Origin of the sequence: Pseudomonas alliivorans, from assembly GCF_017826695.1 — a bacterium.
In the GTDB taxonomy this organism is placed as follows: Bacteria; Pseudomonadota; Gammaproteobacteria; order Pseudomonadales; family Pseudomonadaceae; genus Aquipseudomonas; species Aquipseudomonas alliivorans.
Genome location: NZ_JAFFZW010000002.1, coordinates 780,642 through 806,982 on the forward strand (window position 1 = coordinate 780,642; position 26,341 = coordinate 806,982).

The window sequence follows — 26,341 nt, forward strand, 5'->3', positions numbered from 1 at the left end:
CGCCAGACCTAAAGCAAATAGCCATCAACGCCGATAGACTGTCAGCAGGCTTACCCACCCTCTTCAATCAGTGCGCTCGGATGCGACCTAAAGGAAAACATTCGTGCACATCGAGCAGCTCAAAGACATTCAGGCTTATGTACAGCGCACGGCTGACGACCTTGAGCGCGTCTCGAGCAACATGTCCGGACACTTGGCCTACCTGCAGCACAATTCGCGGGCGAATGAAGCCAAGGCTGTGAGCGAGCAGATTCAGGGGCTCAGAGCGTCCGTCATGGACCTGCGCGGCGTTTTCAGCTAGTCATCCCTTGCCTGAGACAACGGTCGCGCCACTTCTTCCAGCGATTTGCGTTCGGCTGCCGCGCCCCAGATCGACTGCACGAACGCCGCCAACAGCATCAATCCCGCCCCGATGAGATAACCGATCAGCACATTGCTGCGGTCGTGTGTTTCGATCAGCTCGCCAAACAGTGTCGGACCGATAATCCCGCCCAATCCCGTGCCGAAGGCATAGAAGACGGCAATGGCCAGCGCGCGAATTTCCAGCGGGAAGGTTTCGGCCACGGTCAGGTACGCCGAACTGGCGGCGGCCGACGCAAAGAAGAAGATCACCATCCAGGCGATGGCCTGCTGGGTAACGTCCAGCGCGCCCTGCTGAAACAGATAGCCGCTGATTGCCAGCAAAACGCCAGACACCCCGTAGGTCAGGCTGATCATGATGCGCCGCCCGACCACATCGAACAGCCGACCCAGCAGCAATGGCCCGCAGAAATTGCCCAGCGCCAGCGGCAGCACGTACCAGCCAACCCGCTCGGAAGGCACGCCATAGAAGTCGGTGAGCACCAGCGCATAAGTGAAGAAGATCGCGTTATAGAAAAACGCCTGAGCGGTCAGCAATGTCAGCCCGACCAGCGAGCGCTGGCGGAACGACACGAACAGCGTGTGAAAGATTTCGCCCAGTGGTGTGTGGTCGCGGGCATGCAATCGCAATGGCTTGCCTTCGACGGCTGGCAATACATGTCCGCGGCGCTCCATATCCGATTCGATCTGTTCGACGATCTTGCGCGCTTCGTCCGAGCGGCCATGAATCATCAGCCAGCGAGGGCTCTCCGGCAGCCACAGGCGCATCAGCATGATGAACAGACCGAGCACGGCGCCGATGCCGAAGCAAAGCCGCCACCCCAATTCAGCGCCGACCCACTGTGGATCCAGCAGCACGATGGAGCCGACAGCGCCCAGTGCCGCGCCCAGCCAGAAGGTGCCATTGATGGTCAGGTCCACCCAGCCGCGATAACGAGCTGGCGTGAATTCCTGAATAGTCGAATTGATGGCGGTGTATTCGCCGCCGATACCCATGCCGGTCAAAAACCGGAACAGCATGAAGCTCCAGACGCTGAAGGAAAATGCCGTGGCAAAGGTAGCGCTGATGTACAGCGCCAGGGTGATGAAGAACAGCTTGCGTCGCCCAAGACGGTCGGTCAGCCAGCCGAAAAACAAGGCCCCCAGTACCGCTCCGGCAATGTAGGCAGCGCCCGCCAGACCTATCTCGCTGTTGCTGAGGTTCAGTACCGGACTGGCCTTCAACGCGCCCGCGACAGAACCGGCGAGGGTCACTTCCAGGCCGTCAAGCAGCCAGGTGATGCCCAGAGCCACGACCAGCAGCGTGTGAAAACGGCCCCAGGGCAATCGATCCAGTCGAGCAGGCAGGTCGGTCTCGAACACCTTGCCCTTGTCGGGTACATGGATCGTTGTCATGTCGGGATTCCTTCACGGCGGACCTGAATGTCAGGATTGAGAGCCGATCCCGAGACGCTAAGTTCAGCTGATCCAGAACCACAACAGCGTCAGGTTGGCGGCAGATATCAGACCAAACAGGCCCCAGGCGGCGATTTGTACCAGCCGACCGTTGACGAACTGCCCCATTAAACTTTTGTCACTCGTGAACCGGATCAGCGGCCACAGTGCAAATGGCAGTTGCAGGCTCAACACCACCTGGCTGAGCACCAGCATCTGCCCTACCGAGCTATCGCCCAGCCAGACCACACCGATCAGCGCAGGGATCAGCGCCAGTGCACGGGTGATCAGGCGCCGCTGCCAGCAGGGAATCTTCGCCTGCAGAAAACCTTCGAGCACGACCTGACCGGCAATGGTGCCGGTAAAGGTCGAGCTCTGCCCCGCTGCCAGCAACGCCACGCCAAACAACACGCTGGCAATCGCGCCGCCCACCAGCGGATCAAGCAGGTGGTAGGCGTCCTGAATCTCGACCACATCGGTGTGGCCGGTCTTGTGAAAAGCGGCGGCGGCCAGAATCAGGATCGCGGCGTTGATCAGCAGTGCGAGGCTGAGCGAACCGATGGTGTCCAGGCGGGCGTAACGGATGGCGGTGGCCTTGCTCGCCAGATCGGAACCGTTGACGCGTGTCTGCACCACAGACGAATGCAGGTACAGGTTGTGCGGCATCACCGTTGCGCCAAGGATGCCGATGGCGATGTACAGTGGTTCCTGACTGCTCAGCACATCCCAACTGGGTTTGAGACCCGCCGCCACGTCCGGCCAGAACGGTTTGATCAGGATCAGCTCGACGGCAAAGCATGCGGCGATGGTCGCGATCAGCCCCAGCACAATGGCTTCGAGCCGCCGGAAATTGGCACCCTGCAAAGCCAGAACAATCAGGGTGTCGAAGGCCGTCAGGGCAACGCCGACGGTGATCGACACGCCCAGCAGCAGATGAAACGCCAGCGCTGCCCCCAGCACCTCGGCCAGATCCGTGGCGATGATCGACAGCTCTGCCAACAACCATTGACCCTTGGCGACGTTGCGGCTGTAACGGGCCGCAGACAGTTGCGCCAGATCCCGGCCCGTGGCAATGCCCAGACGCGAACACAGGTTTTGCAGCACCATGCCGGAAAGGCTCGCCAGCACCACCACGAACAGGAGCGAGTAGCCGAAGCGCGACCCGGCTTCGATGGCCGTGGCCCAGTTGCCGGGGTCCATGTAGCCAATCGACACCAGCAAGCCGGGACCGATGAACAACATCATCTTGCGCAGGGGCGACGCATTGGCCGGAATGGCGACACTTTCGGTGGTCGCCGAAGGGCAAAACGGCGCTGTCGCCGTGGTGGGCAGTTTGTACGTCACGAGAATCCGGAAGGGCAAAAAATCGAAGCCCTATCCTAAGGTTTTGCGACATATCTTGATACATGAGTGGCAAACAAGGGCCGTTCCATGTCGTTTCATATGCCGTTGATCATGCATTCGAGGGCAAAACTGCCGATGGCGATTTGTAAAAAAAACTTTAGCGAACGTTCAGTAAAATTTGAAATCCGTTCATTACTCGCAATAATTCGCCAAAAACCCACTTAAAATCGCTTTATTACGCAACTATTACCAAATGTAAAACCAGTACGATGACGGTCCCTATCCTGCCGGACGGTCCTACGATGGTCTCTCCCAATTCAAACAACAATACGCACGCCGACCCACTTCGCGCCGCCCTCATCTCGGCACGTATCGACCGACTGCCCGCCGTCGCCACCATCTGGAAACTGATCGCCCTGCTCTCCATCGGCGGGTTCTTCGAGCTTTATGACCTGTTCCAGACAGCCTACATCAGCCCCGGTCTGATTCGCGAAGGTATTTTTGCGACTGGCAGCCAGGGGTTATTCGGCTTCTCCGATCAGGCAGCATTCGCCTCGGCGACCTTTCTCGGTCTGTTCTTCGGCGCCAGCCTGGTCAGTCCGATTGCCGATCGTTTCGGCCGTCGTGCCATCTTCACCTGCGCGCTGATCTGGTACACCGTGGCAACCGTCATGATGGGCCTGCAGACCTCGGCAATGGGCGTGATCGGCATGCGCTTTCTGGTCGGCATTGGCCTCGGCGTGGAACTGGTCACCATCGATGCCTACCTGTCGGAACTGGTTCCCAAACGCATACGCAGCTCGGCATTCGCATTTGCCTTCTCGATTCAGTTCCTGGCCGTGCCCAGCGTGGCGCTGATGTCGTGGTGGCTGGTGCCGCAGGATCCGCTCGGCTATGCCGGCTGGCGCTGGGTGGTGATCAGCAGTGCGGTATTCGCGCTGTTCATCTGGTGGCTGCGTTCTTCGCTGCCTGAGTCGCCACGCTGGCTGGCGCAGCATGGGCGCTTCGCGGAGGCCGAGCGGGTCGTGGAGGATCTGGAAGCACGCTGCCTGAAGGATCACAAACAGCCATTGGATCAGCCTGAGCCGCACACCGTGGCGGTCGAGGGCAAGGGCCGTTTTGCCGATATGTGGCAGCCGCCGTTCCGGCGTCGCGCCTTGATGTTGATCGCCTTCCACATCTTCCAGGCCATCGGGTTCTTCGGCTTCGGCAACTGGCTGCCAGCGTTGCTGTCGGGCCAAGGCGTGAGCGTGACTCACAGCCTCAGTTACGCCTTCGTGATTACTCTGGCGTATCCGCTGGGTCCGCTGCTGTTCGTGAAGTTTGCCAATCGGTTCGAGAACAAATGGCAGATCGTGGGCTCGGCCCTGAGTTCGATGATCTTCGGCACGCTGTTCGCGTTTCAGACCAGTGCCGCGGGGCTGATCTTCTGCGGTATCATGATCACGTTCAGTAACGCCTGGCTGAGTTTCAGTTACCACTCTTACCAGGGTGAGCTGTTTCCGACCAACATCCGGGCGCGCGCCGTGGGCTTCTGCTACTCGTTCAGTCGCCTGTCCACGGTTTTCAGCAGCCTGCTGATCGGGATATTTCTGGAGCACTTCGGCACACCGGGGGTTCTCGCGTTCATCGTCAGCAGCATGCTGATCGTGATCATCACCATCGGCGGTTTTGGTCCCCGTACTCGTAATCTGGCGCTGGAAAACATCGCCCACCGCTAGATCACGCAGACAGTGGGCTCAAGCCTGAGCCCACTCGACATCAGTCACGCCAAAATGCTCTGCATAGGGTTTCGAGACGCGAGGCACTTTCTCCAGACGGTATTTCGGGATACGCGCAAGGCCTGCGTCGACACTTGCGTAATGCCAGGCTTCGACATTATCCATATGTTCGGTTCGTATATAGAAACTCTTGAAAGAGCCGTTCAATAGATAATCGATTCGATAGTGTTTGGGCAGTGCCATTGAAAGCCTGATCCTTTTTCAGTGGTGGCTTGAGTAACAGGTGACCCAAGTCATCATGAAAAAATTCAGTCTTTTTTAGATATCAGCGACCAATGAACCTCGCTCTCCGTACATCAACGGATTCCCAATCGTTTTGAAAGCCGGTTGAGATTGGCCCGATCTACCGACAACTCGCGAGCAACTTCGCTCCATCGTCCCTGATGCCGATCAAGTGCATCGCAGATAACTGCGCGTTGATAGGCATCCACTGCCCCCTTGAGCCCATGCCCCTCAATGACTGCCGCAATGTCCGATACCGGCTGCGACAGTGGCAGGCTGTCGACCGCCTCATCCAGGCCCAGGGCCTGTGGCTCGATGGTCAGGATACGCGGACGCTGTGCATGGCCGGACAACGCCTTGAGTACGGCTCGGCTGATCAGATGTTCCAACTCCCTGACATTGCCGGGCCAGGCATACGCCAGCAGCATTCGCTGCGCCTCGGTGTTCAGCCGCAGGCTGCGCAACCCCATGCGCAGACGGTTCTCCTCCAGAAAGTAGCCGGCCAGCAACAACACGTCGCGGCCCCGCTCGCGCAATGCCGGAACCTGTAAAGGATAGACGCTCAGGCGGTGATACAGGTCGGCGCGAAACCGGCCAGAACGTACCTCTTCAGCCAGGTTACGGTTGGTGGCAGCGATGATGCGCACGTCCACCCGATGTTCCAGATCCGAGCCAACCCTCTGTAATTGGCCGCTCTGCAGCACTCGCAAAAGCTTGGATTGCACGGAAAGCGGTAGCTCGCCGACTTCATCGAGAAACAGCGTGCCGCCATCGGCCAGCTCGAACTTGCCACTGCGCCCATTCACGGCACCGGAAAAAGCACCCTTCACGTGGCCGAAGAGTTCGCTCTCTACCAGCGTTTCCGGCAACGCCGCGCAGTTGAGGCTGATCAGCGGCTTGTGGGCTCTGGGGGAATGCAGATGGATGGCCTCGGCAACCAGCTCCTTGCCGACGCCGGTTTCACCGGTAACCAGTACGGTCAGCGGGCTGTTGGCGACCAACTGGATTTCCTGCTGCAAGCGCTCCAGCACTTCACTCTGACCAATCAGTTCGCGAGGAGCCCGCCCACCTGCAGCACGCTTGTAAACCTCCACCAGCTGCCGCTGATCCTCGACGCCACGCGACAAATGCTGAATGCGCTCGCTGGCCATGACTGTAGCGGCAGCGAGACTGGCAAAGGCCTGCAGATTATCCAGGTCGACCTTGCCAAAGCTCGACGGGTCCAGCGAGTCCAGCGTGATCAGCCCCCACGGGCGCTCCTGAAAATGCAGCACGCACCCGACGCAGTCGTGCACTTCCAGCGGACCCTGCCCCTCCACCAGACCGTCATAAGGATCCGGCAGGGGACAGTCATAGGAGAAGCGCACCGGTACCGGGCTCTCCAGCAACGCCTTGAAGCGCGGATGCTCTTCCACCCGAAAGCGGCGACCCAGAGTGTCGGGGCTCAGGCCATCCACCGCCAGCGGCGTCAGCACGCCTTCATCCAGCCTGAGCAGCGCGGCGGCATCGCAATGCAACCACTGGCGCAGAGACTGCAACAGGCGTCGATACCGCTCCTCATCGGGCAGTTCACGGGACAGGTCGGCAACCAGTGGCACCAGAGCACGCAGCAATGGATGGGTCATCATGACTCCGGGACAGCGAAATCGAAGGTGTCATTATGACTCGATTTACCATCACCACGACACCTGTCTCAACGGCCTTACATCAGGGTATCCGCGGGCGCCGGCATGAAGCCCATGTATAGACCTATATTCAACCCCGCCGTCCAGTCACTACGGGGCTTATATGTTTTTGCACAGTAAAGTCATCGGTGAAAGTGTCAGCCGAATGAAACAATAGGCTCCGCCATTGAAACAGCTATTACGCCGACATTTTCTGACGTCATGGCGGCGGCAATAAATTCCGTTGCGTTTAATTTTATTCAAGAGGCGATTGTCCGTTTTCGTTCCATAGTGCGCTCATATTCACAGGAGCCACTGTCCATGTCCGGCATTCAGGGAAGAGTTCTGCAAACCCACCCTCCGCTGGTGGTCGATCTGGATGGAACATTGCTGCGTTCGGACGTGCTGTTTGAAACCGCCATGGCGTTCATACGGCAATACCCACTGCAAGTATTCAAATTGCTGCTCTGGCTGTTACAGGGTAAGGCTTCGCTCAAGCGAGGGCTCGCCCTGTCGGTCAAGCTGGACATCGCGCTGCTGCCCTATGACGCAGATGTCATTGAGTACATTCAGCAAGCGCGCAGGACCGGACGGCTGATCGTCCTTGCGACCGCCGCTCACGAAACACTCGCCACACAAATCGCCAGGCACCTCAACCTGTTCGATCAAGTGTGGGCGTCCGACGGCGAGGTCAATCTTTCGGCCCATCGCAAACGTGATCTTCTGATCGATCACTACGGCCAGAGCGGCTTCGATTACATCGGCAATTCCATTGACGATCTGTGCATCTGGGCGACGGCACGCAAAGCCATCGTTGCCAATCCGCATGCCGGCGTACAGCGCCGGGCGCAAGCCCAAGGCAATGTCGATCAAGTGCTCAACGCGCACGCAATAAACCTCAAGGACTGGCGCAAAGCGCTACGCCTGCACCAGTGGCTCAAGAACGCGCTGATCTTCGTACCGCTGCTGGCAGCGCATCAGATTCAGCAATCGCAACAGGTGATCGATGGTCTGCTGGCATTTCTATTCTTCGGCCTCTGTGCGTCGAGCGTGTACGTACTCAATGATTTGCTGGATCTGGCAGACGATCGTCACCACCGCAGCAAACGCAACCGTCCGTTTGCCAGCGGCCGTCTACCGATAAAATCCGGACTGATCGCCGTACCCACCCTGTTGCTGCTGGCGTTTGGCGGTGCTGCGGCGGTCCTGCCGTGGCAGTTTTCGGCCGTACTGGGGGCTTATTACCTGCTGACGCTGGTGTACTCGCTGTACCTGAAGCGGCACATGGCAGTAGACGTCATCGTGCTGGCGATGCTCTACACCACACGCATTTTGGCCGGCGCAGCAGCATTCCATCTGCCACTGACGTTCTGGATTCTGGCGTTTTCGATGTTCCTGTTTCTGAGTCTGGCGCTGGTCAAGCGCTACGCCGAACTGCGTGAAGCGCGAGTGCGTGAGGTGGAAGGCAAGACCCGCGGCCGCGGTTACTACCCCGGCGACCTGGACATGATCGCCTCGCTCGGCGCCTCTTCCGGCAACCTCGCGGTGATGGTTCTGGCGCTGTACATCCACGAAGGTGCCACCATCGCGCTTTATCAGCACCCGCACGTCATCTGGCTGGCGTGTCCGTTGCTGCTGTTCTGGATCACCCGCATATGGATGCTCACCCACCGCGGGCTGATGAACGATGATCCCGTGGTCTTCGCCATCCGCGACCGCATCAGCCAGGGGATCGGTGCGCTGTTCCTGCTGGTGTTCTGGGTTGCCGCATGACGGCGCCTCTCTATCCGTGGGGTCGGTATCCCCGGTTCGCGCAGCAGGGCCATGCATGCACGTGGATCGATGACCTGCCGCAGCACATGGCAGCCACACTGGACCGGCATAAAACCAGCCTGCCGTTCGGCAATGGCCGCAGCTACGGCGACAGTTGCCTGGCGAGCAGCGGCCACGTGCTGCACATGCATCGCCTGGACCGGTTCATCGCCGCCAACTGGAAGACCGGCATCGTGCGCGTCGAGGCTGGCATGACGCTGGCTCAGGTGCTCACAGCGGCCATTGTGCAAGGCTGGTTTCTGCCGGTCACACCCGGTACGCAATTCGTCACTGTGGGGGGGGCAATCGCCAACGACGTGCATGGCAAGAACCACCATCTGCGCGGGACGTTCGGCTGCCATGTGCTGCGCTTCGGCCTGTTGCGTCAGGGCGAGCAGGCGATGATCTGCTCGCCCGTGGAAAACCCACTGCTGTACGCGGCGAGCATCGGCGGTCTGGGGCTGACCGGGGTCATACACTGGGCGGACCTGCAACTGATGCCGATCCGCACCGCCCAGATCGACAGCACCGTGGTGCGATTTGCCAATCTTGGTGAGTTTTTCACCCTCTCTCGGGAACTCGACCATCGCCACGAATACAGCGTGGCCTGGGTGGATTGTCTGGCGCGGGGCAGCAATAGCGGGCGCGGGGTGTACATCGTGGGCGACCATGCGCGCTTCGGCTCGCTTGAGGTCGAACGGCGCAGCAAACTGAGCGTGCCGGTTACCCCGCCGCTGTCGCTGATCAATAACCTGTCGCTGCGCGTGTTCAATTCGTTGTATTGGCATGCCCACCCTGCCCGACCGACGCCTGTGCGCAGCGCCTATGAGCCGTTTTTCTATCCGCTGGACCGCGTGCTGCACTGGAACCGGGTCTATGGGCGCAAGGGCTTTCAGCAGTACCAATGCGTGATCCCCGAACACGGTGCGCAGGACGCCATGCAGGCACTGCTCGATACCATCGCCGAGTCCGGTCAGGGTTCATTTCTGGCGGTGCTCAAGCGCTGCGGCGATATCGCCTCGCCGGGCCTGCTGTCGTTCCCGATGCCGGGCACTTCACTGGCGCTGGATTTTCCGCAACACCGCGACCTTGCCGGCTCGCTGTTCCCGCGTCTGGACGCCATTGTCCATGAGGCAGGCGGGCGTCTGTACCCGGCCAAGGACGCCCACATGAACGGGAGCGATTTCCGCCAGGCCTATCCGGCCTGGGAACGCCTGGAAGCCCTGCGCGACCCTTCCCTGATGTCCCGCTTCTGGAAACGAGTCCTGCCATGAAACGAATTCTGATCATTGGGGCCACCTCGGCCATCGCCCATGCATGCGCGCGTCTCTGGGCCGCGCAAGGCTGTGATTTCTTCCTGGTGGCGCGCAGTGCCGACAAGCTGCAGGTCACGGCCGCCGATCTCGAGGGGCGCGGGGCCAGGAAGGTCACCCTGCATGAAATGGACGCCACGCATTTTGCCGAACACCCGAGAATGCTCGCCGATTGCCTCGAGGTGCTCGGCCAGATCGATGTGGTGCTGATTGCCCATGGCACCCTGCCGGACCAGCGCGCCTGCGAACAGGATGTCGGGCTGGCCCTGCAGGAATTCATCACCAACAGCGCGTCGGTGATCGCACTGTTGACGCTGCTTGCCCGACATTTCGAGGTCCAGCGTTGCGGCACGCTGGCGGTTATTTCTTCGGTCGCGGGTGAGCGCGGCCGGCCTTCCAACTACCTGTACGGAGCTGCCAAGGCTGCGGTTTCGACCTTTTGCGACGGTCTGCAGGCGCGCCTGTTCAAGGTCGGTGTACACGTGCTGACCATCAAGCCCGGCTTTGTCGATACGCCGATGACTCGGGGGCTGTCGTTGCCAGCGGCGTTGCTTGCGCAGCCGGAACAGGTTGCCGAACGGATCGTCAACGGTATCGCACGCCAGGCCACCAGCCTGTACGCACCGGGATTCTGGGCACTGATCATGCTGGTGATCCGCTCGATTCCGCAGCCGATGTTCAAGAGGCTGAACCTGTGACGGCCGCGCCCTGGCTATCCGGCTGGCGTTACCGGGCCGTGGTGGTGTCGGTCATCGGATCGGCGCTGGGCTATCTGGCTTTTTGCCTGTGGGGCGGCTGGCACGAGGTGGCGCAGGCTACAGCAAGGGTCGGCGCGGCGGGTATCGGCCTTGCACTGTTGATGTCGGCCCTCAACTACGGACTGCGTTTCGTGCGCTGGCAGCTCTACCTGCGTGTGCTCGGCCATCCGCTGGCATGGCGTGCCAGCCTCGCCGCCTATCTCGCAGGATTTGCCCTGACCACCACGCCGGGCAAGGCGGGAGAAGCGCTACGTGGCGTATTGCTTAAACCGCAGGGCGTGCCTTACCCGCAGAGTTTTGCGGCCTTCGTCAGCGAGCGCCTGTCCGACCTGCTGGCGATCGCCCTGCTGACGCTGTTCGGCCTGTCCTGGTATCCGCCCGCGCAACCAATGATCGTGATTGGTCTGGCGCTGGTGCTGCTGGGATTGCTGACCCTGTCGCAACGAGGCCTGCTGGAATGGCTGCACGGCAGGGTTCCGCCGACGACTTCTCGATTAAAGACGCTGCTCAGGCACCTGTTGGACGTGTTGCTGGCCGCTCGCCAATGCCATCGGCTGGATGTGTTGCTGGCCGCCAGCCTGCTCAGTCTGAGCGCCTGGAGTGCCGAGGCGCTGGCGTTTCACTGGGTGCTCGGCTGGATGGGCGCGGAGATTCCAATGACCTTCGCGGTGTTTACCTACGCGCTGGCGATGCTGGCCGGTGCCCTGAGCTTCATGCCTGGCGGGCTCGGCGGTGCCGAGGCGGTGATGATCGGGCTGCTGATGTTCAAGGGCATGCCGGCTGCCGATGCGATTGCCGCGACCCTTCTGATCCGCCTCGCGACACTGTGGTTCGCGGTGGCGATTGGTGCAGTGATGCTTGGAAGGTTCAGGGATTCGACAACCTTCAGCCGCTGAACAACGCGATTTTTCGCCCCGGAAACACAGGACTGTCCACTGCTCATCTCAACGAGGCGCCGCTTAATGAATTCATCCAACGCCAGACACTCCGTCATTGTGCCGTTGCTGCTGTTATGCGCGGCCATCGCGGCAAGCTTCATCGCTTCCAGCGGTCCGATCCAGTGGATGGACAATGGGGTATTTCTGGCCGATGCCACCACAGGCAAGTATTTCAGTCAGTCACTCGGCCCGCTCGATCATCCGTTCTATCACGCGTTCAGCTCACTGTTTTACGCCCTGTTCGGTTCTCAAGTGCTCAGCCTGATGAACTCGCTGCTCCTGCTGCCTCTGGCATGGATCATTTACCGACTGGCCATCAGTGTCGGTGCCACAGCCCACCAGGCGCTGCTTGCAGCCACCGCCACCGTGCTGGCCCACGCGGTGTTCTGGGTGTCGACAAAAGCCGAGGTGTATCTGTTGCACACACTGTTCGTGCTCTTGGGCTATGCCGTGCAGTTCAGTGCCAATCCGCGCCTGACACCTCTGAGGAAGCTGTTCATCATCGGTGTGCTGACGGGCGTAAGCGCTTCGATTCACCAACTGACCTTCATCGTGATGCTGCCGCTTTACATCCAGTTGCTGTACCAGCACAAGGCGCGAATCCTGATGACGGTTCCTGGCTTCATGCTCGGATTCGCCACTGCCGCGCCGGCGGTGTTCAACGACTTGAACGCCGGAATGAGCCTGATCGATATCGCCCGCCGTTACCTGACGGGTGCCTCGACCACCATCGCCGGACCGGAATGGGAGAGCAGTCTGTTTCGTTTCGATGACCTGTGGCACGAGAAAAACTCGGTGGTGCTGCTGTTGTTGTCGCTGATCGGTCCGCAGATAGCCGGACTGCTGTTGTTCCCCAAGGACAGTCGACTGCGCCTCCTTTGGAGCGCGGCGATGCTGAATCTGATTTTCGCGATTTCCTACAACGTCACCGACCGTTTCACGTTTTTCCTGCCGGGGATCGCGATGTTGAGCGTGATTGGCATGATCCAACTGCCCGCGCTGCTGCCACGCAATCGAGCTGGCACTGCACTGCTCAATGCCTCGGTGCTGACGTCGCCCCTGGTGATCATGCTGGCCTGGTCGCTGTATGCCAGCGGCGTGGTCAATCTCCCCACTCACAAAGAGAAACTGCCGTTTCGCGAGGACATCCACTATTTCATGGTGCCTTACCTGCCCGACCGGTCTGCCGAACAGTTCGTGAACGCCTACGAACAGTCGGTGCCTGAAGGCGCACTGATCATCGCCGACTGGACACCCATGGGCGCGATTCGCTCCGCACAAGCGGTGGGACGGTTGCGTGGTCGCAGGCTGGCAATGTGCGGCGACAACATCGACATCCGCGCCTACCTCGGCAATCCGGGTGTCTATCTGGCGCGTCTGAGCTATTGCGCAATGATTGCGGAGCATTACGCTCTGGAGGACAAGTCAGTGGGGTTTGCGTTACACACCAAGTAACGCAAATCCCCTTCTGCAACGGCACTCAGGGTTGCCAGAGTGCCTGGCCACCGCCGAGCTTGCGGTCAAGGAAGCTGGCCGCACTGATCAGCGCCAGATGACTCAGCGCCTGCGGCGTGTTGCCCAAGTGACGCGCATGCGAGTCGAACTCTTCGGCGTACAGGCCCAGGGGGTTGGCGTAGCGCAGCAGTTGTTCGAACTCCAGGTGCGCCTGGCCTACCCGCCCGGCGCGGGCGAGGCATTCGACGTACCAGAACGAGCAGGCGACAAACGCGCCCTCTTCTCCTGCCAGACCGTCGTCATGATCGTCGTCGTTGCGATAACGGAACACCATGCCGTCACGCACCAGCGTGCGCTCGATGGCATCCAGCGTCGCCAGCCACTTGGGATCGCTCGCACCGACAAACCGAACCAGCGGCATCAATAGCATCGAGGCATCCAGATTGCGGCTGCCCTTATGCTGCACGAAATGCCCCAGTTCTTCGTTCCAGAAGTTTTCCCAGATGTCGTCGTGAATCTGCTCGCGCACCTTGGTCCAGCGCTCGAAAGGCCCGGACAGCGAACGCTTGAACGCCAGACGCAACGCCCGATCCAGTGCGACCCAGCACATCAGCCGCGAATGCAGGAAATGCTGATCGCCACCGCGCATTTCCCAGATGCCCACATCCCGATCGCTCCAGTGCTCGCAGACGTAATCCACCTGACGCACCACGTGCTTCCAGCCATCGTGGGAGATGGCATCGCCGTACTTGTTGGCCAGGTAGACGGCGTCCATCAGCTCGCCATAGATGTCCAGCTGTGTCTGCTCGTACGCTTCGTTGCCAATGCGCACCGGCAGCGCGCCGCCATAGCCAGTCAGGTGATCCAGGTGTTCTTCAGGCAGTTTGTCGTGGCCGTCCAGCGCATAAAGAATGCCCATTTTCTGCGTGCGCTCGCAGCTGTCATCCAGACGCCCCCGCACCCAGCCCATGAAGGCATTGGCTTCATCGGTATAGCCCAGCCGCATGAAGGCATAAACGGTGAAGGATGCATCACGGATCCAGGTGTAGCGGTAATCCCAGTTACGTTCGCCGCCGGGAGTTTCCGGCAGGCCGAAGGTCGCCGCCGCAATGATGCCGCCATGCTTGCGCGAGGTCAGCAGCTTGAGCGCCAGCGCCGAACGCATGACCATCTCGCGCCAGCGGCCTTTGTATTCGGATTGCCCCGCCCAGCGACGCCAGAACGCCAGGGTGTCGTCGAAGTAACGTGAACATTTTCCGGCAGCCACATGCGGGTCATCGACACCGCCGAGAATGAACTCGATGGTCTGGCCCTTTTCCATCTGGAACTCGGCAACCGCTGCGTCGTGCTCCACATGCAGAGGCGTCGCCGCAGACAGGCGCATGCCCGGCTGGCCCTCGGCCTGAAAGCAGACGTCGTTGCCTTCCTGATGCGCGGCGGTCTCGGCGCGGCTGTAATCCATACGCACCCTGCAACGCATGCGCATGGTGGCTTTGCCGAAGCGAACCTGAACCCGCCGCACGATGCGCGGCAGGTCGTCCTCGTCCTCGCCGATGGGCATCAGGTCGGTAACCTCGACGACCGCCTCTTCGGATATCCAGCGGGTCTGCAGCACGTTGGTGTCCGGCAGATAGATCTGCAGGCGTCGCGCATCAGGCAGGTCCGGTGCCAGCTGGAAGATGCCCGCGTCGTGGGTGTCGAGCAGTGCGGTAAAGATCGAGGGGCTGTCGAAATCCGGCCAGCAGCAGAAGTCGATGCTGCCTGTGTCGGCGATCAGTGCAGCACTGCGCATGTCGCCAATGATGCCGTGATTCTCGATCGCATTCTGTGCCTCTTCTGGAAAGTCAGCCATTGCCTCGGAACTCCGGATAAAGGGTCATGCCGCCGTCGATGAACAGCGTCGTGCCGTGCACGTAATCCGAGGCGTCGGACGCCAGCCAGACCACGGCATTGGCCACGTCCTCCGGCTCGCCGATGCGGCCATAGGGAATCAGTTCGAGCATTTTCTTTTCCGCATCACCCTTTCGCGCATCGGCGTTAATCGGGGTGCGGATGGCGCCGGGCGCAATGCTGTTGACACGAATCTTCTGCTCGCCCACTTCCTGGGCAATGCTGCGCATCAGCAGATCGACGCCACCCTTGGAGGCCGCGTAATTGACGTGCCCGGCCCAGGGAATGAGTTGGTGCACCGAACTCATGTGAATGATCTTGCCCATTGCCCGTGACACGTCCTTGCGCATGCCCTGGCTGATGAACTGGCGTACGGCGGCGCGGGCGCAGAGGAACTGGCCGGTGAGGTTGACGTTGATGACCGTGTTCCAGTCCTCAAGACTCATGTCGACGAACGCGGCGTCTTTCTGAAGACCGGAGTTGGCGAACAGAATGTCCAGCGCCCCGAACTGCTCGATGGTCTGGGCGAACAATCGCTCGACCTCGTCTTCTTTGGAAACGTCGGCGCCCATGGCGATTGCCTGCCCACCCGCCGCACGAATCTCGTTCGCGAGTTTTTCGGCAGGTTCAGCCTTGGAGTGGTAATTGATCACGACCGCAGCGCCGGCATCTGCCAGAGCGCGCGCGGCCGCAGCGCCCAGACCGGAGCTGGCGCCGGTGACGAGTGCGACTTGTTGCTTGAGAGAGATATGCATCGAATTTCAGCCTCGAAGTCTGCTAGGGCATGCGTTAGATGCTGACTGGCGAGGCTGAAAGTTAGTTCAGTGGCGTTCCGCTTACGGAGCCGGGTTAGGTTGCGAAATATGTATGGCTTCGATCCCGGCAATCACTTCGTCCGACAGCGTGACATCGATGCTCGCCAGGTTGACCGCCAGTTGATCCAGCTTGGTGGCGCCGATGATGTTGCTGGTCACGAAAGGCCGGCTGGTGACATAGGCCAGCGCCATCTGCGAGGGGTCCAGGCCGTGCTCGCGGGCCAGTGCCACGTATTTGGCGGTCGCACTGACGGCCTGCGCATTGTTGTAACGCTGGAAGCGCTCGAACAGGGTCAGACGGCCATCGGCAGGACGTGCGCCGTCCAGGTACTTGCCAGCCAGAACACCAAACGCCAGCGGCGAATACGCCAGCAGACCAATCTGCTCGCGAATGGCGATTTCCGCCAGGCCGACTTCGAAGGTGCGGTTCAGCAGGTTGTACGGGTTCTGGATCGATACGGCGCGCGGCAGGTCCAGTTTTTCAGCCAGATGCAGGAAACGCTGAGTGCCCCACGGCGTTTCGTTGGACAGGCCGAAATGACGGATCTTGCCCGCCTTGACCAGATCACCCAGTACCGACAGGGTTTCTTCGATCTCGACCGACACGTCGTCCGGGTCATGGGTGTAGCCCAGAACGCCGAAGAAGTTGGTCTTGCGGTCCGGCCAGTGCAGTTGGTACAGGTCCAGATAATCGGTATTCAGACGCTTGAGGCTGGCGTCCAGCGCGACGGTGATGTTATGGCGATCCAGACGCGGGTTGCCATCGCGGATGTGCTCCATGCGGCCTGGCCCGGCCACCTTGCTCGCCAGGACCCAGTCGCTGCGGTCGCCGTACTTCTTGAAGTATTCGCCGATGATGCTTTCGGTCTTGGTGTAGGTTTCGCCACGCGGCGGCACCGGGTACATCTCGGCGGTGTCGAGGAAGTTGACGCCGGCGTCTTTGGCCATGCGAATCTGTTCGAATGCCTCTTCCTGCGTGTTCTGCTCGCCCCAGGTCATGGTGCCCAGAGTGATGGCGCTGACCGACAGGTCAGTCTTGCCCAATGAACGAAATTGCATTGATGACTCCATCCGGTTTCAGAAAAAAGCACACAGGGGTGCCGTAAAAACGAGCCCTATAAAACGCCTGTCGATGACGCACTGCAAGGACTTTTGTCGCTTTTCATGACAGCCTTCATCTAGCGATAGCCTTGGGCCTGCAGGTCGAAAAGCGCCGCGTAGCGGCCTTGCGCCTCGATCAGGCTGTCATGGCTGCCCCGCTCCAGGACCTTGCCGTATTCCAGCACCACAATGTGTTCGGCATTGCGCACGCTGGAAAATCGATGAGAGATCAGCAGGGTCATGCGCCCCTTGGCGTACTCACGAAAGTGATCGAACACCGCTGCTTCCGCCCCGGCATCCAGCGCGGCCGTCGGCTCGTCGAGAATCAGAATGTCGGCATCGCGGCGCATGTAGGCACGTGACAGCGCAATCTTCTGCCATTGGCCACCGGACAGCTCCTGTCCGCCCGCGAACCAACGCCCCAATTGCGTTTCGTACCCCTTATCGAGCTGTTCGATGAACTGCGCAGCCATGCCCTGAGCCGCAGCTTCGCGCCAGCGGGTTTCGTCGTGAAACGCTTCCGTGTCACCGACGCCGAGGTTCTCGCCGACCAGAAACTGGTAGCGAATGAAGTCCTGAAAGATCACCCCGATACGGGTGCGCAGCGCCTCTTCGTCCCATTCCTGAAGATCGCTGCCGTCGAGCAGGATGCGTCCATGATCGGGCTTGTAGAGCCGCGTCAGCAGTTTGATCAGGGTGGTCTTCCCGGAGCCGTTTTCGCCAACCAGTGCCACGCTGCGGCCCGGCGCCAGATGCAGGTCGATGTGCTCCAGCGCAGGGCGGCTGGTGCCGGGATAGGTGAAGCAAACGTCCTCGAAACGCAGCCCATCGCCCGGAGACGCGCCCTGAGTCAGGCTGCCGGTCGGCAGGATGACCGGCTGGGCGAGGTAGACATACAGATCCGCCAGATACAGACCATCTTCGTAGAGACCACTGATCGCGCTGAGGCTGCTGCTCACGGCAGCCTGACCCTGTTTGAACAGCACCAGATACATGGTCATCTGACCAAGCGTGATACGGCCATGCACCGCATCGACCACCACCCAGGCGTAAGCGAGATAGAACGCGGCAGTGCCCAGCAGACCAAGTACAAATCCCCAGCCGTCACGGCGTACAGTCAGGCGACGGTCTTCGGCGTACAGCCGTTCGAAGGTCTCGCGGTAGCGCTTGAGCAGCAGCGGCGCGAAACCGAACAGCTTGACCTCCTTGATGTAACCCTCGTGGGAAAGCAGCGTTTCGATGTAGTTCTGGCGGCGTGTTTCCGGAGCGCGACGGGTGAACAGACGGAATGCATCACCGGAAAAGTGCGCCTCGGCAAAGAACACCGGCAATGCGCCAAGCACCAGGATCACCAGCGCCCAAGGTGAGAAATGCACCAGCAGCACGGCAAAGCTGATCAACGAGATCAGGTTCTGCAGCAGGCCCAGCGACTTGGTGACCAGCGCCAGCGGCCTTGTCGAGGCCTCACGCCGCACGCGCACCAGCTTGTCGTAGAACTCCGAGTCTTCGAACTGCATCAGAGACAGGGTCTGCGCCTTTTCCAGAATCAGGGTGTTGACCTTCTGCCCCAGCAATACCCGCAACAGTGCCTGCTGCACCGACAGGCCGCGCTGAGCGGCAGCCAGCAATGCCAGGACGCCCGCCTCGAACAGCACGTAGCGCAACACCGGCCAGAGCGGCGCTTCGCCGGTGCTGGCATGCAATTGCATGGCGCTGACCACAGCATCCACAATGCGCTGACCCAGCCAGGCCGCCAGTGCGGGCAACAGGCCAGCCACCAGCGTGGCAAGGATCAAGCCCAGCGACAGCCATCTGGACGTGGTCCAGACCAGTTGCATCGCCCGAAAGGCCTGCTGCATGAACGACGAAAAACGCTTGAAAACGGGCATACGCAATAGAACTCTTGATACCGGACCAACCTGAAAGGTCGGCCATCATACGGCCGCAAACGCAGGCTCGCTAAAAAACAGGAGGCTCATCGTGAACGATGTTTACAACCTGCAGCGCTTTGTGGAGGCTCAACAACCCGTATTCACTCAGGTACTGGCGGAGCTTGAAGCCGGGAAGAAACGCAGCCACTGGATGTGGTTTGTGTTTCCACAGATCCGTGGACTGGGTCGCAGCGAAATGGCCCAGCGCTATGCCATCAGCAGCCTCGATGAGGCCAGGTCCTACCTGCAACATCCGGTGCTCGGACCGCGCCTTGAACAGTGCGCCCACCTCATTGCCCCACAGGTAGAACGTACGGCGCGGCAAATATTCAATTCGCCGGACGACATGAAGCTGCATTCGAGCATGACCCTGTTCAAACTCGCAGCGCCCGACCGGCCGGTGTTTCAGGAAGTGCTGGACACATTTTTCGACGGTGAGCCGGATGCCATGACAGTGAAGCTGGTACGCGGTTGAATCGGTTTCACAGCGGATTCCGAGCGTCTTGAGCGGCGTTACCACGCAGGACGCGCGGGAACGTCAGCGGGTTGGGCTACATCCCCGCTGGCGCACGCTGTACGCAACGTTCACGCCGGTCATCCACTCGCTCGGCGAACCAGGCGGTGGTCAGTGTGCGGGTGATCTTGGGGCTCTTCAGGGTAATGCCCGGCAGGATTGCCCGAGGTAACGGCTTGCCGGCCGCCGTGTCAGCCATCGCAAACACCTTGCGGTACAGCTCGGTTTCCTCGAACTCGAAGGTATCGCCCTGCTTGAGCTGGCTCCATATCTGCGACTTGTTCATGCCCAGCCGGTCACCCAGTGTCCGCACCGCCAATTCGGTCGAACCCGGCGACGTGGAGTCAAAACGAATCAGGTCGCCATCGAGCGCCAGATTGATGCCTGTGGCCTGACTCACCGCTGCCTGAAACGCGGCGTTGCGGCTCGCGTACCAGCCTGCGTTGAAATCCGCGAACCGGTACAGGGTTTTATCGTAGCTCACCGGATAGCCCAGCAAGTGCGCGATGCCAAAATACATGCCGCCACGCCGGGTAAACACCTCGCGTCGGATAGAACCGTCAACCGTATAGGGATAATCCTCGGCACGCTTTTCTGCGAAGGCAATGCTGACCTGCATCGGACCGCCAGTCTTAACAGGGTTGAAGTTGCCGAACAACGCCTGTCCCAGCGGGACCATGCCGATGAAGTCATCGAAGATCGCGCTCAGCTCTTTTTCGGTGCGGGCGGTATCCAGGCGCTTGCCGTAGGTTTTGCCATCTGGCGAGCGGACGCGCAGCGCCGTGTCGATCAAGGCTTTGGGAATGTGCAGCCGCGCCGCACGACGATTGATCTCGGCACGGGCGATGCGCCCCATGTCCGGAACGGCAGGATCGACCTGATAGGTGGACTCCTGCTCGGTCACGGCCAGTACCGAACAGACATTCTCAGTGGTCAGGGGAATTTTCTGCGCCGCGAAGGCCGCATGGATATCGGTGGCCCACGCCTGCCGGTCACTGACCGTGGCCGGCATCAGGCGCAGGATTCGCGCCCGCGCCTGATCGGGGCTCAGTTCGGGTTCCTGAGGTCGCTGGGTGCCGCACGCGGCCAGCAGCATCAACGCGACGCTCATCGTGAGCGATTTGAACAGACTTTGATTCAATCCTTGACCCCGCTACCTGTACACGTCTGAGTCCGGGCTCAGTGTCCTGCGTCAGAACACTGACCAATCGATCCTTGCACTGAGCTTTTCCAGCGCAGCCATACCGACAAGCGAATTGCCCGCTGCGTTCAATTCCGGGGACCACACACAGACCGAGAACCGCTCTGGCACAACGGCGACAATGCCGCCACCTACGCCACTCTTCCCCGGCAGACCGACCCGGTAGGCAAAATTGCCCGCCTCGTCGTAAAGACCGCTGGTGGCCATGATCGAGTTCAGTTGCGTGGCCTGTCGAGCGCTCAGTATCTGCTCGCCACTGTGGGTGCAGAAACCCTGATTGGCCAGAAAACCGAAAGCGCGGGCCAGATCGATGCAGCTCATGCTCAGGGCGCAATGATGAAAATAGCTGCGCAGCACGTCTTCGACGTCACCATGAAAGTTGTCGAACGACTTCATCAGGTACGCCGCTGCGGCGTTGCGCGAACGGTGCTGGTATTCGGATTCGGCGACTTTGGAGTCGGAAGTAATCGACGGGTTGCCGCACAGACGCCGGACAAAGTCGCGCATCGACAGCGACGGTGCCGCGAAGCGCGCCTGATTGATGTCGCAGATCACCAGCGCACCGGCATTGATGAACGGGTTGCGTGGCCTGCCCCGTTCGAACTCCAGCTGCACCAGCGAATTGAACGGCTGACCGGAAGGCTCGTGGCCGAGACGCTGCCAGATGTCCTCCCCCGAATGGCCGATGGCCTGCACCAGACTGAACACCTTGGAAATGCTCTGGATCGAAAACCGCTTTTCAGCATCGCCTGCGCTGAACATCTGGCCATCGTTGCCGTACACCGCGATGCCCAGTTGATCGGGCCGTACGCCCCCCAGCGCGGGAATGTAATCGGCGACCTTGCCCTGACCGATCAAGGGTCTCACTTCATCGAGGATTTCGTTCAGCAGGTCTTGCATGTAGGCGCCCCTTGTTTTGGGTGCGCACACTACACCAACAACAAGCGGCTGGCATCATCGCGAAGTGAAATCCCGGCTCTTCTCGAATACCTGCCGGTCCACCAGCTCCGCGACCTTGACGGAATGGGGAAAGATTTTCTTCTCGACGAACAGATCATCGACCTGCTGAAGGGCCTCGACGTCGCGATCTTCGACCGGTTCCAGTGCTTCGATACCCCAGCTCTGCAGTCGACGCGATACCGGTAGCGGAATGTCGTTGACCCTGGCAAAGACTTCGGCGTACTGATCGGTGTGGGTGCGGGCCCAGTCCAGTGCGCTGGCCAGACGCTTGAGCACGTCGTTGAGGGCCTGACGCCGGACGGGATCGCTCAGTACATCGTCCGAGGCAGTGATGAAGGTCAGGCCGGTATTGATGCCCTCACCGCTACGCAACACGCGGGCGCCCTGCTCTTCGGCAAACGCCTGATAGACGCCGAATGTCGCCCAGGCCTCTATCTTGCCTGCGTTGAATGCGGGCAGCGCATCGGTCGGCATGACGAAACCGATGTTCACCTCCGATTCATTGACCCCGGCATTGGCCAGCGCCCGGATCAACAGGTACTGAGAGATGCTGCCACGCGCCGAAGAGATCACCACGTTGCGACCCTTGAGATCGGCCACTGTCTGGATCAGGGAATCCTTGGGCACCAGAATCGCAATGCTGCGCGCCTGACTGCGGCGCACCGCAACGATGCGTAACGGCGCGCCGCCGGTAGCCGCTGCCAGAACCGGGGTGTCACCGGCCGGTGCCAGGTCGACAGCGCCCGCGCGCAGGGCTTCGAACAAGGGAGCTGCGCCCTGAAAGTTGGCCCACTCGACCTGATAGGGCACGCCGTCGAAAGCCTTAGATGCCTCGACCACCGTGCGCAGGCCCTTCGCCTGATCGCCCAGCACCAGTTTTACCGTCGACCAGTCCACCGTTTCGTTGCTGGAAACCACTTGCCGGTCGTCATTGCCGCAGCCGAACAATGCACTGAACGCCAGCACGGCGGCGCAGCTTCTGACCCAATCTGTGAAACCCATGAATGTGCGTCCTTGTGCGGGTGATGCGTCTGTCAAGTCTTGTAGTCGGTGCCGGTGCGTTCCAGTTCCCGGATCAGCGCGTTCCAGTGCCGGGCCACCCCAGGTCCGTGGCCGTCCTTGATGACGTTGGCCTGTTCTTCCACCTTGGCAATGACGTCGCGCGGCGGAATTACCAGCTCTGCATTGCCTGCCGATTGCGCGGCAATCTGGATATTGCAGGCGTACTCCAGATTGTGCAGTTGCTGAAAGGCATGCTCGACACTGACGCCGCCGGTCAGCAACCCGTGGTTGCGCAGGATCATCACGCTCTTGTCGCCAAGGTCTGCCACCAGTCGTTCGCGCTCGTCCAGATCCAGCGCGATACCTTCATAGCCGTGGTACGCCACGCGGCCGGAAAAGGCGATCGCGTGCTGGGAAATCGGCAGCAGGCCGTCCTTCTGCGCGGACACGGCGATGCCGTCGCGGGTGTGGGTATGGAGCACCGCCTGCAAGTCATGACGCGCAGCATGAATGGCGCTGTGAATCACGTAGCCGGCGTAGTTGATGCCCAGCCCGGTGGGGTCATCGACAACGGTGCCGTCGATATCGACCTTGACCAGATTGGAGGCGGTGATCTCGTCGAACAGCAGGCCGAAGGGGTTGATCAGGAAGTGCTCGTCCGTCCCCGGCACGCGGGCGGAAAAATGCGTGTAGATGTGATCGGTCCAGCGCTTGAGCGCGGCGAGACGATACGCCGCGGCAAGCTTGACCCGCACTTCCCATTCTTGCGGCGAAACCCTGTCCTGCACACTGAGGCCGGACGAAGAGGCCGTGCCTGGCTGGATCGGCAATGCGCTGACGTTGCTCATGATGATGTCCCTGACTATCGAAGGCGATAAAACAAGCCTATGCGCATAATAAATCATTTAAAAAGCACATTTACTTATAAGCTAATTATAAAAAAGTAGAATATTAAAACTCGACGTTATGCTTACATCGATGCTCGATGTTTCTGAGCGCTTCAGGAACTGGACCACATTCCGGCTTGCCGGACCGCATGGACGAGACCGCATGAGCAAAACGTTCAACCGAAGAAGTTTTCTGACGGCCAGCGCCGTGGCCCTCGGCGCGGCGACGCTGGGTCTGACGCCCCGTCTGTTCGCTCAGGATCCACTGGCCGACCTGACCCTGCAGGTCGCGACCTACCGAGGCGGAGACGCCAATTTCAATGGAAACGCCGGCAACGACAAACGGCCTTACAAGGTGCAGTTTTCCGAGTTTCCGGGCGGTAATCTCATCGTCGAAGCGATAGCCTCAGGCAGTATCGACCTTGGTTCGATGAGCGAGATACCGCCAATCTTTTCGATTCAGAGCCATCGCCAGCCCAGGCTGATCGCGGTGATGGAAGGCGACGTCAACAATCAGGTGTTTCTGATTCCCGACGCGTCACGCATTGAGTCGGTCGCTGAATTGCGGGGCAAGCGCGTCGGGTATGTCAAAGCCACCACGGCCCATTACTTCCTGATCAAGGCGCTCAAGGAACAAGGCCTGAGCATGGATGACGTGAATGCCATTGCGCTCACACCGCAGGACGGTTTCACCGCCTTTCAAAGTGGCCAGCTCGACGCCTGGGTGACTTACGGCACCTTCATCCAGCTCGCCAAATTTCGCAACGGCGCTCGCGTGCTGAAAACAGCCCTGGGCTACCTGTCCGGCAACTACCTGCTGGCCGCCCGCCCCGCTGCACTGGCCGACCCCCTGCGCCGCCAAGCCATCACCGACTACCTCACGCGTCAGCGCCAGACCCTGGAATGGATCAACGATCACCCTGAAGCGTGGGCTGAGAAATCCGGAAAACTGCTGGGCATCGACAAGGCGGTGTTCGCTGATCAGATCGCCAACCGCAGCCAGCCATGGAAGCTCAGAGCCATTGATGATCAGGCCATCGCGTCACAGCAGGAAGTCGCTGACGTGTTTTTCGAAGCGGGTGTGCTGAGCGAAAAGATTGACGTATCGCCACTCTGGGACCGGGAGTTTCAGCTGGGATGAAGCGCCTGCTCAAGCGGCCTATCGTTATTCATTAACGTTATTTAAATAATATTTTTTATAGCGTTACTCTCGAAAAATATTGCAGTTACTGGAGCAGCACATGTCAACGATCGACAAACCCACCTCACGCCTGGCAAAAGCCCTTGGCCTCGCCGCCACACTGATCACCGGTTCACTGCTGGCCCCGGCAACGGCGCAGGCCGAAGGGGAAATCCGCATTGCCGAACAGTTCGGGATTGTCTATCTGCTGCTCAACGTGGTGCGTGATCAACAGTTGATCGAGAAACACGGCAAGGAAGACGGTCTGGAGATCAAGGTCGACTGGACCCAATTGTCCGGTGGCTCGGCGGTCAATGACGCGCTGCTGTCCGGCTCCATCGATATCGCGGGTGCAGGCGTAGGCCCGCTGCTGACCATCTGGGACCGCACACTCGGCAGGCAGAACGTCAAGGCAGTCGCCTCGCTGGGCAACTTCCCGTATTACCTGGTCAGCAACAACCCCAAGGTCAAGAGCATCGCCGACTTCACCGAAAAGGACCGCATCGCGGTGCCTGCCGTCAGTGTTTCGGTGCAGTCGCGCTACTTGCAATATGCTGCGGCCAGACAATGGGGCGACAAGGAGTTCGCGCGGCTCGACAAATACACCCTCAGCCTGCCGCATCCGGATGCCGCCGCCAGCCTGATTGCCGGTGGTACCGAGCTGACCGGACACTTCTCCAACCCGCCCTATCAGGATCAGGAACTGCGCAATCCCAACGTGCACGTGGTATTGAACACTTACGACCTGTTCGGTCCGAACTCCCCGACCGTTCTGTTTGCCACCGAGAAATTCCGCAACGAAAATCCCAAGACCTATAAGGCGTTCATCGAAGCATTGAGCGAGGCCGAGCAGTTCGTCCGCAAGGACATCGGTGCTGCCGCCGACACCTACCTCCGTGTGACGAAATCGAAAATCGACCGGCCCGAGTTGCTCAAGATCATCGACCGGCCGGAATTCCAGTTCACCATCACCCCGAAGAACACTTATCCGCTGGCCGAATTCCTGTACCGCGTCGGCGCTATCAAGAACAAGCCTGCTTCATGGAAGGACTATTTCTTTCAGGATGAGAAGCCGTTACAGGGCAGTTGAGGAAAGAAATAAACCCTGGCAGGTCATGAACCCGATACCTGAATCTCAGTCATATCAATGTGCCATTTTCGGCACCCGACAAGGAAACTCAGGTAATGGCTAGTCATTCTTTTTCATCGCGTTGGGGTTCTCGTTTCGCGGCGTTATTGATAAGCGGTCTGGCCTTTTCGCAGGCGCAAGCACTCGAGTTCAATCCTGGCAGCGCATCCAGTCAGGACAACCTGGCCACAACCCATTACGAGGCGGTCAATTCGGTTTATTCGGTACGCAGTACCAATGTCACTCTGGGCGATCTTCAGGCGCTGCTGAACGACTCCAGACAGAATGCGGCGAGGATTGAAAGTCTGAAACAGACCGTCGAGGCTCAGGCACGCCTTATCGAGGAACTCAAACGCAACAATGGCAACCCGTCGCGCAGCAGCGACAGCGATGTTTCCGGCCTTAAAAGCAAAATCGACGATCAGAGCCGGGCTCTCGCAGCGCTGCAGAGTCAGGTCGGTGACTTGAAGCGTAATTCCGGTTCCAGCGCCAGCAGCAGCGATCTTTCCAGCCTCAAAAACGATATCAGCAACACGCGCAGTGAACTCAATTCGCTGAAAGGCACGGTCAGCACCCTCAGCAACCGCGTCAAGTAACCACGCCTTGACGGCAGAACACGAACGGGGCTGCGCTCCGTTCGTTTGAGTCTC

At 60.0% G+C, this 26,341-nt stretch carries 23 protein-coding genes; 11 read left to right on the forward strand and 12 right to left on the reverse strand.

Going from position 1 to position 26,341, the window contains the following annotated elements:
• Nucleotides 1-103 precede the first annotated feature (103 nt).
• Nucleotides 104-301 carry a hypothetical protein gene (locus JTJ32_RS08085; RefSeq protein WP_099227859.1) on the forward strand — a complete coding sequence of 66 codons (198 nt, stop codon included), beginning with the start codon at nucleotides 104-106 and terminating at the stop codon, nucleotides 299-301.
• Here JTJ32_RS08085 and JTJ32_RS08090 read toward each other — a convergent pair.
• Nucleotides 298-1,755, reverse strand: coding sequence for an MFS transporter (locus JTJ32_RS08090; protein WP_236059218.1), 1,458 nt, complete (start codon nucleotides 1,753-1,755; stop codon nucleotides 298-300). The genes JTJ32_RS08085 and JTJ32_RS08090 overlap by 4 nt on opposite strands.
• A 63-nt stretch (nucleotides 1,756-1,818) precedes the next feature.
• A complete protein-coding gene (locus tag JTJ32_RS08095; protein ID WP_184323464.1) occupies nucleotides 1,819-3,126 on the reverse strand; it encodes an Nramp family divalent metal transporter in 1,308 nt (435 codons plus the stop codon).
• A 314-nt stretch (nucleotides 3,127-3,440) separates the two neighbouring features.
• On the opposite strand from JTJ32_RS08095, the gene JTJ32_RS08100 reads away from it, so the two are divergent.
• Entirely contained in the window at nucleotides 3,441-4,859 is a 1,419-nt protein-coding gene (locus JTJ32_RS08100) for an MFS transporter (RefSeq protein WP_184323432.1), read from the forward strand.
• Between the two features lie 18 nt (nucleotides 4,860-4,877).
• Here JTJ32_RS08100 and JTJ32_RS08105 read toward each other — a convergent pair whose 3' ends face one another.
• Together JTJ32_RS08105 and norR are read right to left on the reverse strand one after the other, a co-directional pair.
• Nucleotides 4,878-5,102 (reverse strand): DUF6555 family protein, encoded by a 225-nt coding sequence (locus JTJ32_RS08105; protein WP_099227863.1) that lies wholly within the window; start codon nucleotides 5,100-5,102, stop codon nucleotides 4,878-4,880.
• Between the two features lie 113 nt (nucleotides 5,103-5,215).
• Nucleotides 5,216-6,769: a nitric oxide reductase transcriptional regulator NorR gene (norR, locus tag JTJ32_RS08110; RefSeq protein WP_236059219.1), complete on the reverse strand. Its 1,554-nt coding sequence runs from the start codon at nucleotides 6,767-6,769 to the stop codon at nucleotides 5,216-5,218.
• Nucleotides 6,770-7,126: 357 nt separating this feature from the next.
• On the opposite strand from norR, the gene JTJ32_RS08115 reads away from it, so the two are divergent.
• From JTJ32_RS08115 to JTJ32_RS08135, 5 genes are all read left to right on the forward strand, one after another.
• Complete coding sequence (locus JTJ32_RS08115; protein ID WP_210041702.1) at nucleotides 7,127-8,578, forward strand: UbiA family prenyltransferase; 1,452 nt, start codon at nucleotides 7,127-7,129, stop codon at nucleotides 8,576-8,578.
• On the forward strand, nucleotides 8,575-9,891 hold the full coding sequence (locus tag JTJ32_RS08120; RefSeq protein ID WP_210041703.1) for an FAD-binding oxidoreductase: 1,317 nt from the start codon (nucleotides 8,575-8,577) through the stop codon (nucleotides 9,889-9,891). Before JTJ32_RS08115 ends, JTJ32_RS08120 begins: the two co-directional genes overlap by 4 nt.
• On the forward strand, nucleotides 9,888-10,628 hold the full coding sequence (locus JTJ32_RS08125) for an SDR family oxidoreductase (RefSeq protein WP_210041704.1): 741 nt from the start codon (nucleotides 9,888-9,890) through the stop codon (nucleotides 10,626-10,628). Before JTJ32_RS08120 ends, JTJ32_RS08125 begins: the two co-directional genes overlap by 4 nt.
• Entirely contained in the window at nucleotides 10,625-11,584 is a 960-nt protein-coding gene (locus tag JTJ32_RS08130; RefSeq protein ID WP_210041705.1) for a lysylphosphatidylglycerol synthase transmembrane domain-containing protein, read from the forward strand. The genes JTJ32_RS08125 and JTJ32_RS08130 overlap by 4 nt, the downstream gene beginning before the upstream one ends.
• Nucleotides 11,585-11,650: 66 nt before the next feature.
• Nucleotides 11,651-13,081, forward strand: a complete 1,431-nt coding sequence (locus JTJ32_RS08135; protein WP_210041706.1) for a DUF2723 domain-containing protein — start codon at nucleotides 11,651-11,653, stop codon at nucleotides 13,079-13,081.
• A 25-nt stretch (nucleotides 13,082-13,106) separates the two neighbouring features.
• Here the strand turns inward: JTJ32_RS08135 and JTJ32_RS08140 are convergent, their stop codons facing one another.
• From JTJ32_RS08140 to JTJ32_RS08155, 4 genes are all read right to left on the reverse strand, one after another.
• Entirely contained in the window at nucleotides 13,107-14,933 is a 1,827-nt protein-coding gene (locus tag JTJ32_RS08140; protein WP_210041707.1) for a glycoside hydrolase family 15 protein, read from the reverse strand.
• Nucleotides 14,926-15,726 carry a glucose 1-dehydrogenase gene (locus JTJ32_RS08145; protein WP_210041708.1) on the reverse strand — a complete coding sequence of 267 codons (801 nt, stop codon included), beginning with the start codon at nucleotides 15,724-15,726 and terminating at the stop codon, nucleotides 14,926-14,928. The genes JTJ32_RS08140 and JTJ32_RS08145 overlap by 8 nt, the downstream gene beginning before the upstream one ends.
• 81 nt (nucleotides 15,727-15,807) lie before the next feature.
• A complete protein-coding gene (locus JTJ32_RS08150; RefSeq protein ID WP_099227872.1) occupies nucleotides 15,808-16,845 on the reverse strand; it encodes an NADP(H)-dependent aldo-keto reductase in 1,038 nt (345 codons plus the stop codon).
• A gap of 119 nt (nucleotides 16,846-16,964) precedes the next feature.
• Nucleotides 16,965-18,776 carry an ABC transporter ATP-binding protein gene (locus JTJ32_RS08155; protein ID WP_210041709.1) on the reverse strand — a complete coding sequence of 604 codons (1,812 nt, stop codon included), beginning with the start codon at nucleotides 18,774-18,776 and terminating at the stop codon, nucleotides 16,965-16,967.
• A gap of 91 nt (nucleotides 18,777-18,867) precedes the next feature.
• On the opposite strand from JTJ32_RS08155, the gene JTJ32_RS08160 reads away from it, so the two are divergent.
• A complete protein-coding gene (locus tag JTJ32_RS08160) occupies nucleotides 18,868-19,293 on the forward strand; it encodes a DUF1810 domain-containing protein (RefSeq protein ID WP_099227874.1) in 426 nt (141 codons plus the stop codon).
• 76 nt (nucleotides 19,294-19,369) lie between these two features.
• Here the strand turns inward: JTJ32_RS08160 and JTJ32_RS08165 are convergent, their stop codons facing one another.
• From JTJ32_RS08165 to JTJ32_RS08180, 4 genes are all read right to left on the reverse strand, one after another.
• Complete coding sequence (locus JTJ32_RS08165) at nucleotides 19,370-20,443, reverse strand: DUF1615 domain-containing protein (RefSeq protein ID WP_210041847.1); 1,074 nt, start codon at nucleotides 20,441-20,443, stop codon at nucleotides 19,370-19,372.
• An 81-nt stretch (nucleotides 20,444-20,524) separates the two neighbouring features.
• Complete coding sequence (gene glsB, locus JTJ32_RS08170) at nucleotides 20,525-21,433, reverse strand: glutaminase B (RefSeq protein WP_210041710.1); 909 nt, start codon at nucleotides 21,431-21,433, stop codon at nucleotides 20,525-20,527.
• 54 nt (nucleotides 21,434-21,487) lie between these two features.
• Nucleotides 21,488-22,495: an ABC transporter substrate-binding protein gene (locus tag JTJ32_RS08175; RefSeq protein WP_210041711.1), complete on the reverse strand. Its 1,008-nt coding sequence runs from the start codon at nucleotides 22,493-22,495 to the stop codon at nucleotides 21,488-21,490.
• Nucleotides 22,496-22,527: 32 nt separating this feature from the next.
• A complete protein-coding gene (locus JTJ32_RS08180; RefSeq protein ID WP_210041712.1) occupies nucleotides 22,528-23,343 on the reverse strand; it encodes a class II aldolase/adducin family protein in 816 nt (271 codons plus the stop codon).
• A 202-nt stretch (nucleotides 23,344-23,545) separates the two neighbouring features.
• On the opposite strand from JTJ32_RS08180, the gene JTJ32_RS08185 reads away from it, so the two are divergent.
• The 3 genes from JTJ32_RS08185 (at nucleotide 23,546) to JTJ32_RS08195 (ending at nucleotide 26,287) form a co-directional block, all read left to right on the forward strand.
• Nucleotides 23,546-24,523, forward strand: coding sequence for an ABC transporter substrate-binding protein (locus JTJ32_RS08185; RefSeq protein WP_210041713.1), 978 nt, complete (start codon nucleotides 23,546-23,548; stop codon nucleotides 24,521-24,523).
• A gap of 100 nt (nucleotides 24,524-24,623) precedes the next feature.
• Nucleotides 24,624-25,652, forward strand: coding sequence for an ABC transporter substrate-binding protein (locus JTJ32_RS08190; RefSeq protein WP_210041714.1), 1,029 nt, complete (start codon nucleotides 24,624-24,626; stop codon nucleotides 25,650-25,652).
• A gap of 95 nt (nucleotides 25,653-25,747) precedes the next feature.
• Nucleotides 25,748-26,287: a hypothetical protein gene (locus JTJ32_RS08195; RefSeq protein ID WP_236059220.1), complete on the forward strand. Its 540-nt coding sequence runs from the start codon at nucleotides 25,748-25,750 to the stop codon at nucleotides 26,285-26,287.
• The last annotated feature ends 54 nt before the right edge of the window (nucleotides 26,288-26,341 follow it).

Excerpts from the sequence above, each read along its gene's own strand:
- JTJ32_RS08090 (WP_236059218.1), bottom strand. The coding sequence starts at position 1,755 with ATGACAACGATCCATGTACCCGACAAGGGCAAGGTGTTCGAGACCGAC.
- JTJ32_RS08125 (WP_210041704.1), top strand. The coding sequence starts at position 9,888 with ATGAAACGAATTCTGATCATTGGGGCCACCTCGGCCATCGCCCATGCA.
- JTJ32_RS08135 (WP_210041706.1), top strand. The coding sequence starts at position 11,651 with ATGAATTCATCCAACGCCAGACACTCCGTCATTGTGCCGTTGCTGCTG.
- JTJ32_RS08140 (WP_210041707.1), bottom strand. The coding sequence starts at position 14,933 with ATGGCTGACTTTCCAGAAGAGGCACAGAATGCGATCGAGAATCACGGC.
- JTJ32_RS08120 (WP_210041703.1), top strand. The coding sequence starts at position 8,575 with ATGACGGCGCCTCTCTATCCGTGGGGTCGGTATCCCCGGTTCGCGCAG.
- JTJ32_RS08145 (WP_210041708.1), bottom strand. The coding sequence starts at position 15,726 with ATGCATATCTCTCTCAAGCAACAAGTCGCACTCGTCACCGGCGCCAGC.
- JTJ32_RS08115 (WP_210041702.1), top strand. The coding sequence starts at position 7,127 with ATGTCCGGCATTCAGGGAAGAGTTCTGCAAACCCACCCTCCGCTGGTG.
- JTJ32_RS08175 (WP_210041711.1), bottom strand. The coding sequence starts at position 22,495 with ATGGGTTTCACAGATTGGGTCAGAAGCTGCGCCGCCGTGCTGGCGTTC.
- JTJ32_RS08180 (WP_210041712.1), bottom strand. The coding sequence starts at position 23,343 with ATGAGCAACGTCAGCGCATTGCCGATCCAGCCAGGCACGGCCTCTTCG.
- JTJ32_RS08185 (WP_210041713.1), top strand. The coding sequence starts at position 23,546 with ATGAGCAAAACGTTCAACCGAAGAAGTTTTCTGACGGCCAGCGCCGTG.
- JTJ32_RS08190 (WP_210041714.1), top strand. The coding sequence starts at position 24,624 with ATGTCAACGATCGACAAACCCACCTCACGCCTGGCAAAAGCCCTTGGC.
- JTJ32_RS08195 (WP_236059220.1), top strand. The coding sequence starts at position 25,748 with ATGGCTAGTCATTCTTTTTCATCGCGTTGGGGTTCTCGTTTCGCGGCG.
- JTJ32_RS08155 (WP_210041709.1), bottom strand. The coding sequence starts at position 18,776 with ATGCCCGTTTTCAAGCGTTTTTCGTCGTTCATGCAGCAGGCCTTTCGG.
- norR (WP_236059219.1), bottom strand. The coding sequence starts at position 6,769 with ATGATGACCCATCCATTGCTGCGTGCTCTGGTGCCACTGGTTGCCGAC.
- JTJ32_RS08150 (WP_099227872.1), bottom strand. The coding sequence starts at position 16,845 with ATGCAATTTCGTTCATTGGGCAAGACTGACCTGTCGGTCAGCGCCATC.
- glsB (WP_210041710.1), bottom strand. The coding sequence starts at position 21,433 with ATGCAAGACCTGCTGAACGAAATCCTCGATGAAGTGAGACCCTTGATC.
- JTJ32_RS08105 (WP_099227863.1), bottom strand. The coding sequence starts at position 5,102 with ATGGCACTGCCCAAACACTATCGAATCGATTATCTATTGAACGGCTCT.
- JTJ32_RS08165 (WP_210041847.1), bottom strand. The coding sequence starts at position 20,443 with ATGAGCGTCGCGTTGATGCTGCTGGCCGCGTGCGGCACCCAGCGACCT.
- JTJ32_RS08100 (WP_184323432.1), top strand. The coding sequence starts at position 3,441 with ATGGTCTCTCCCAATTCAAACAACAATACGCACGCCGACCCACTTCGC.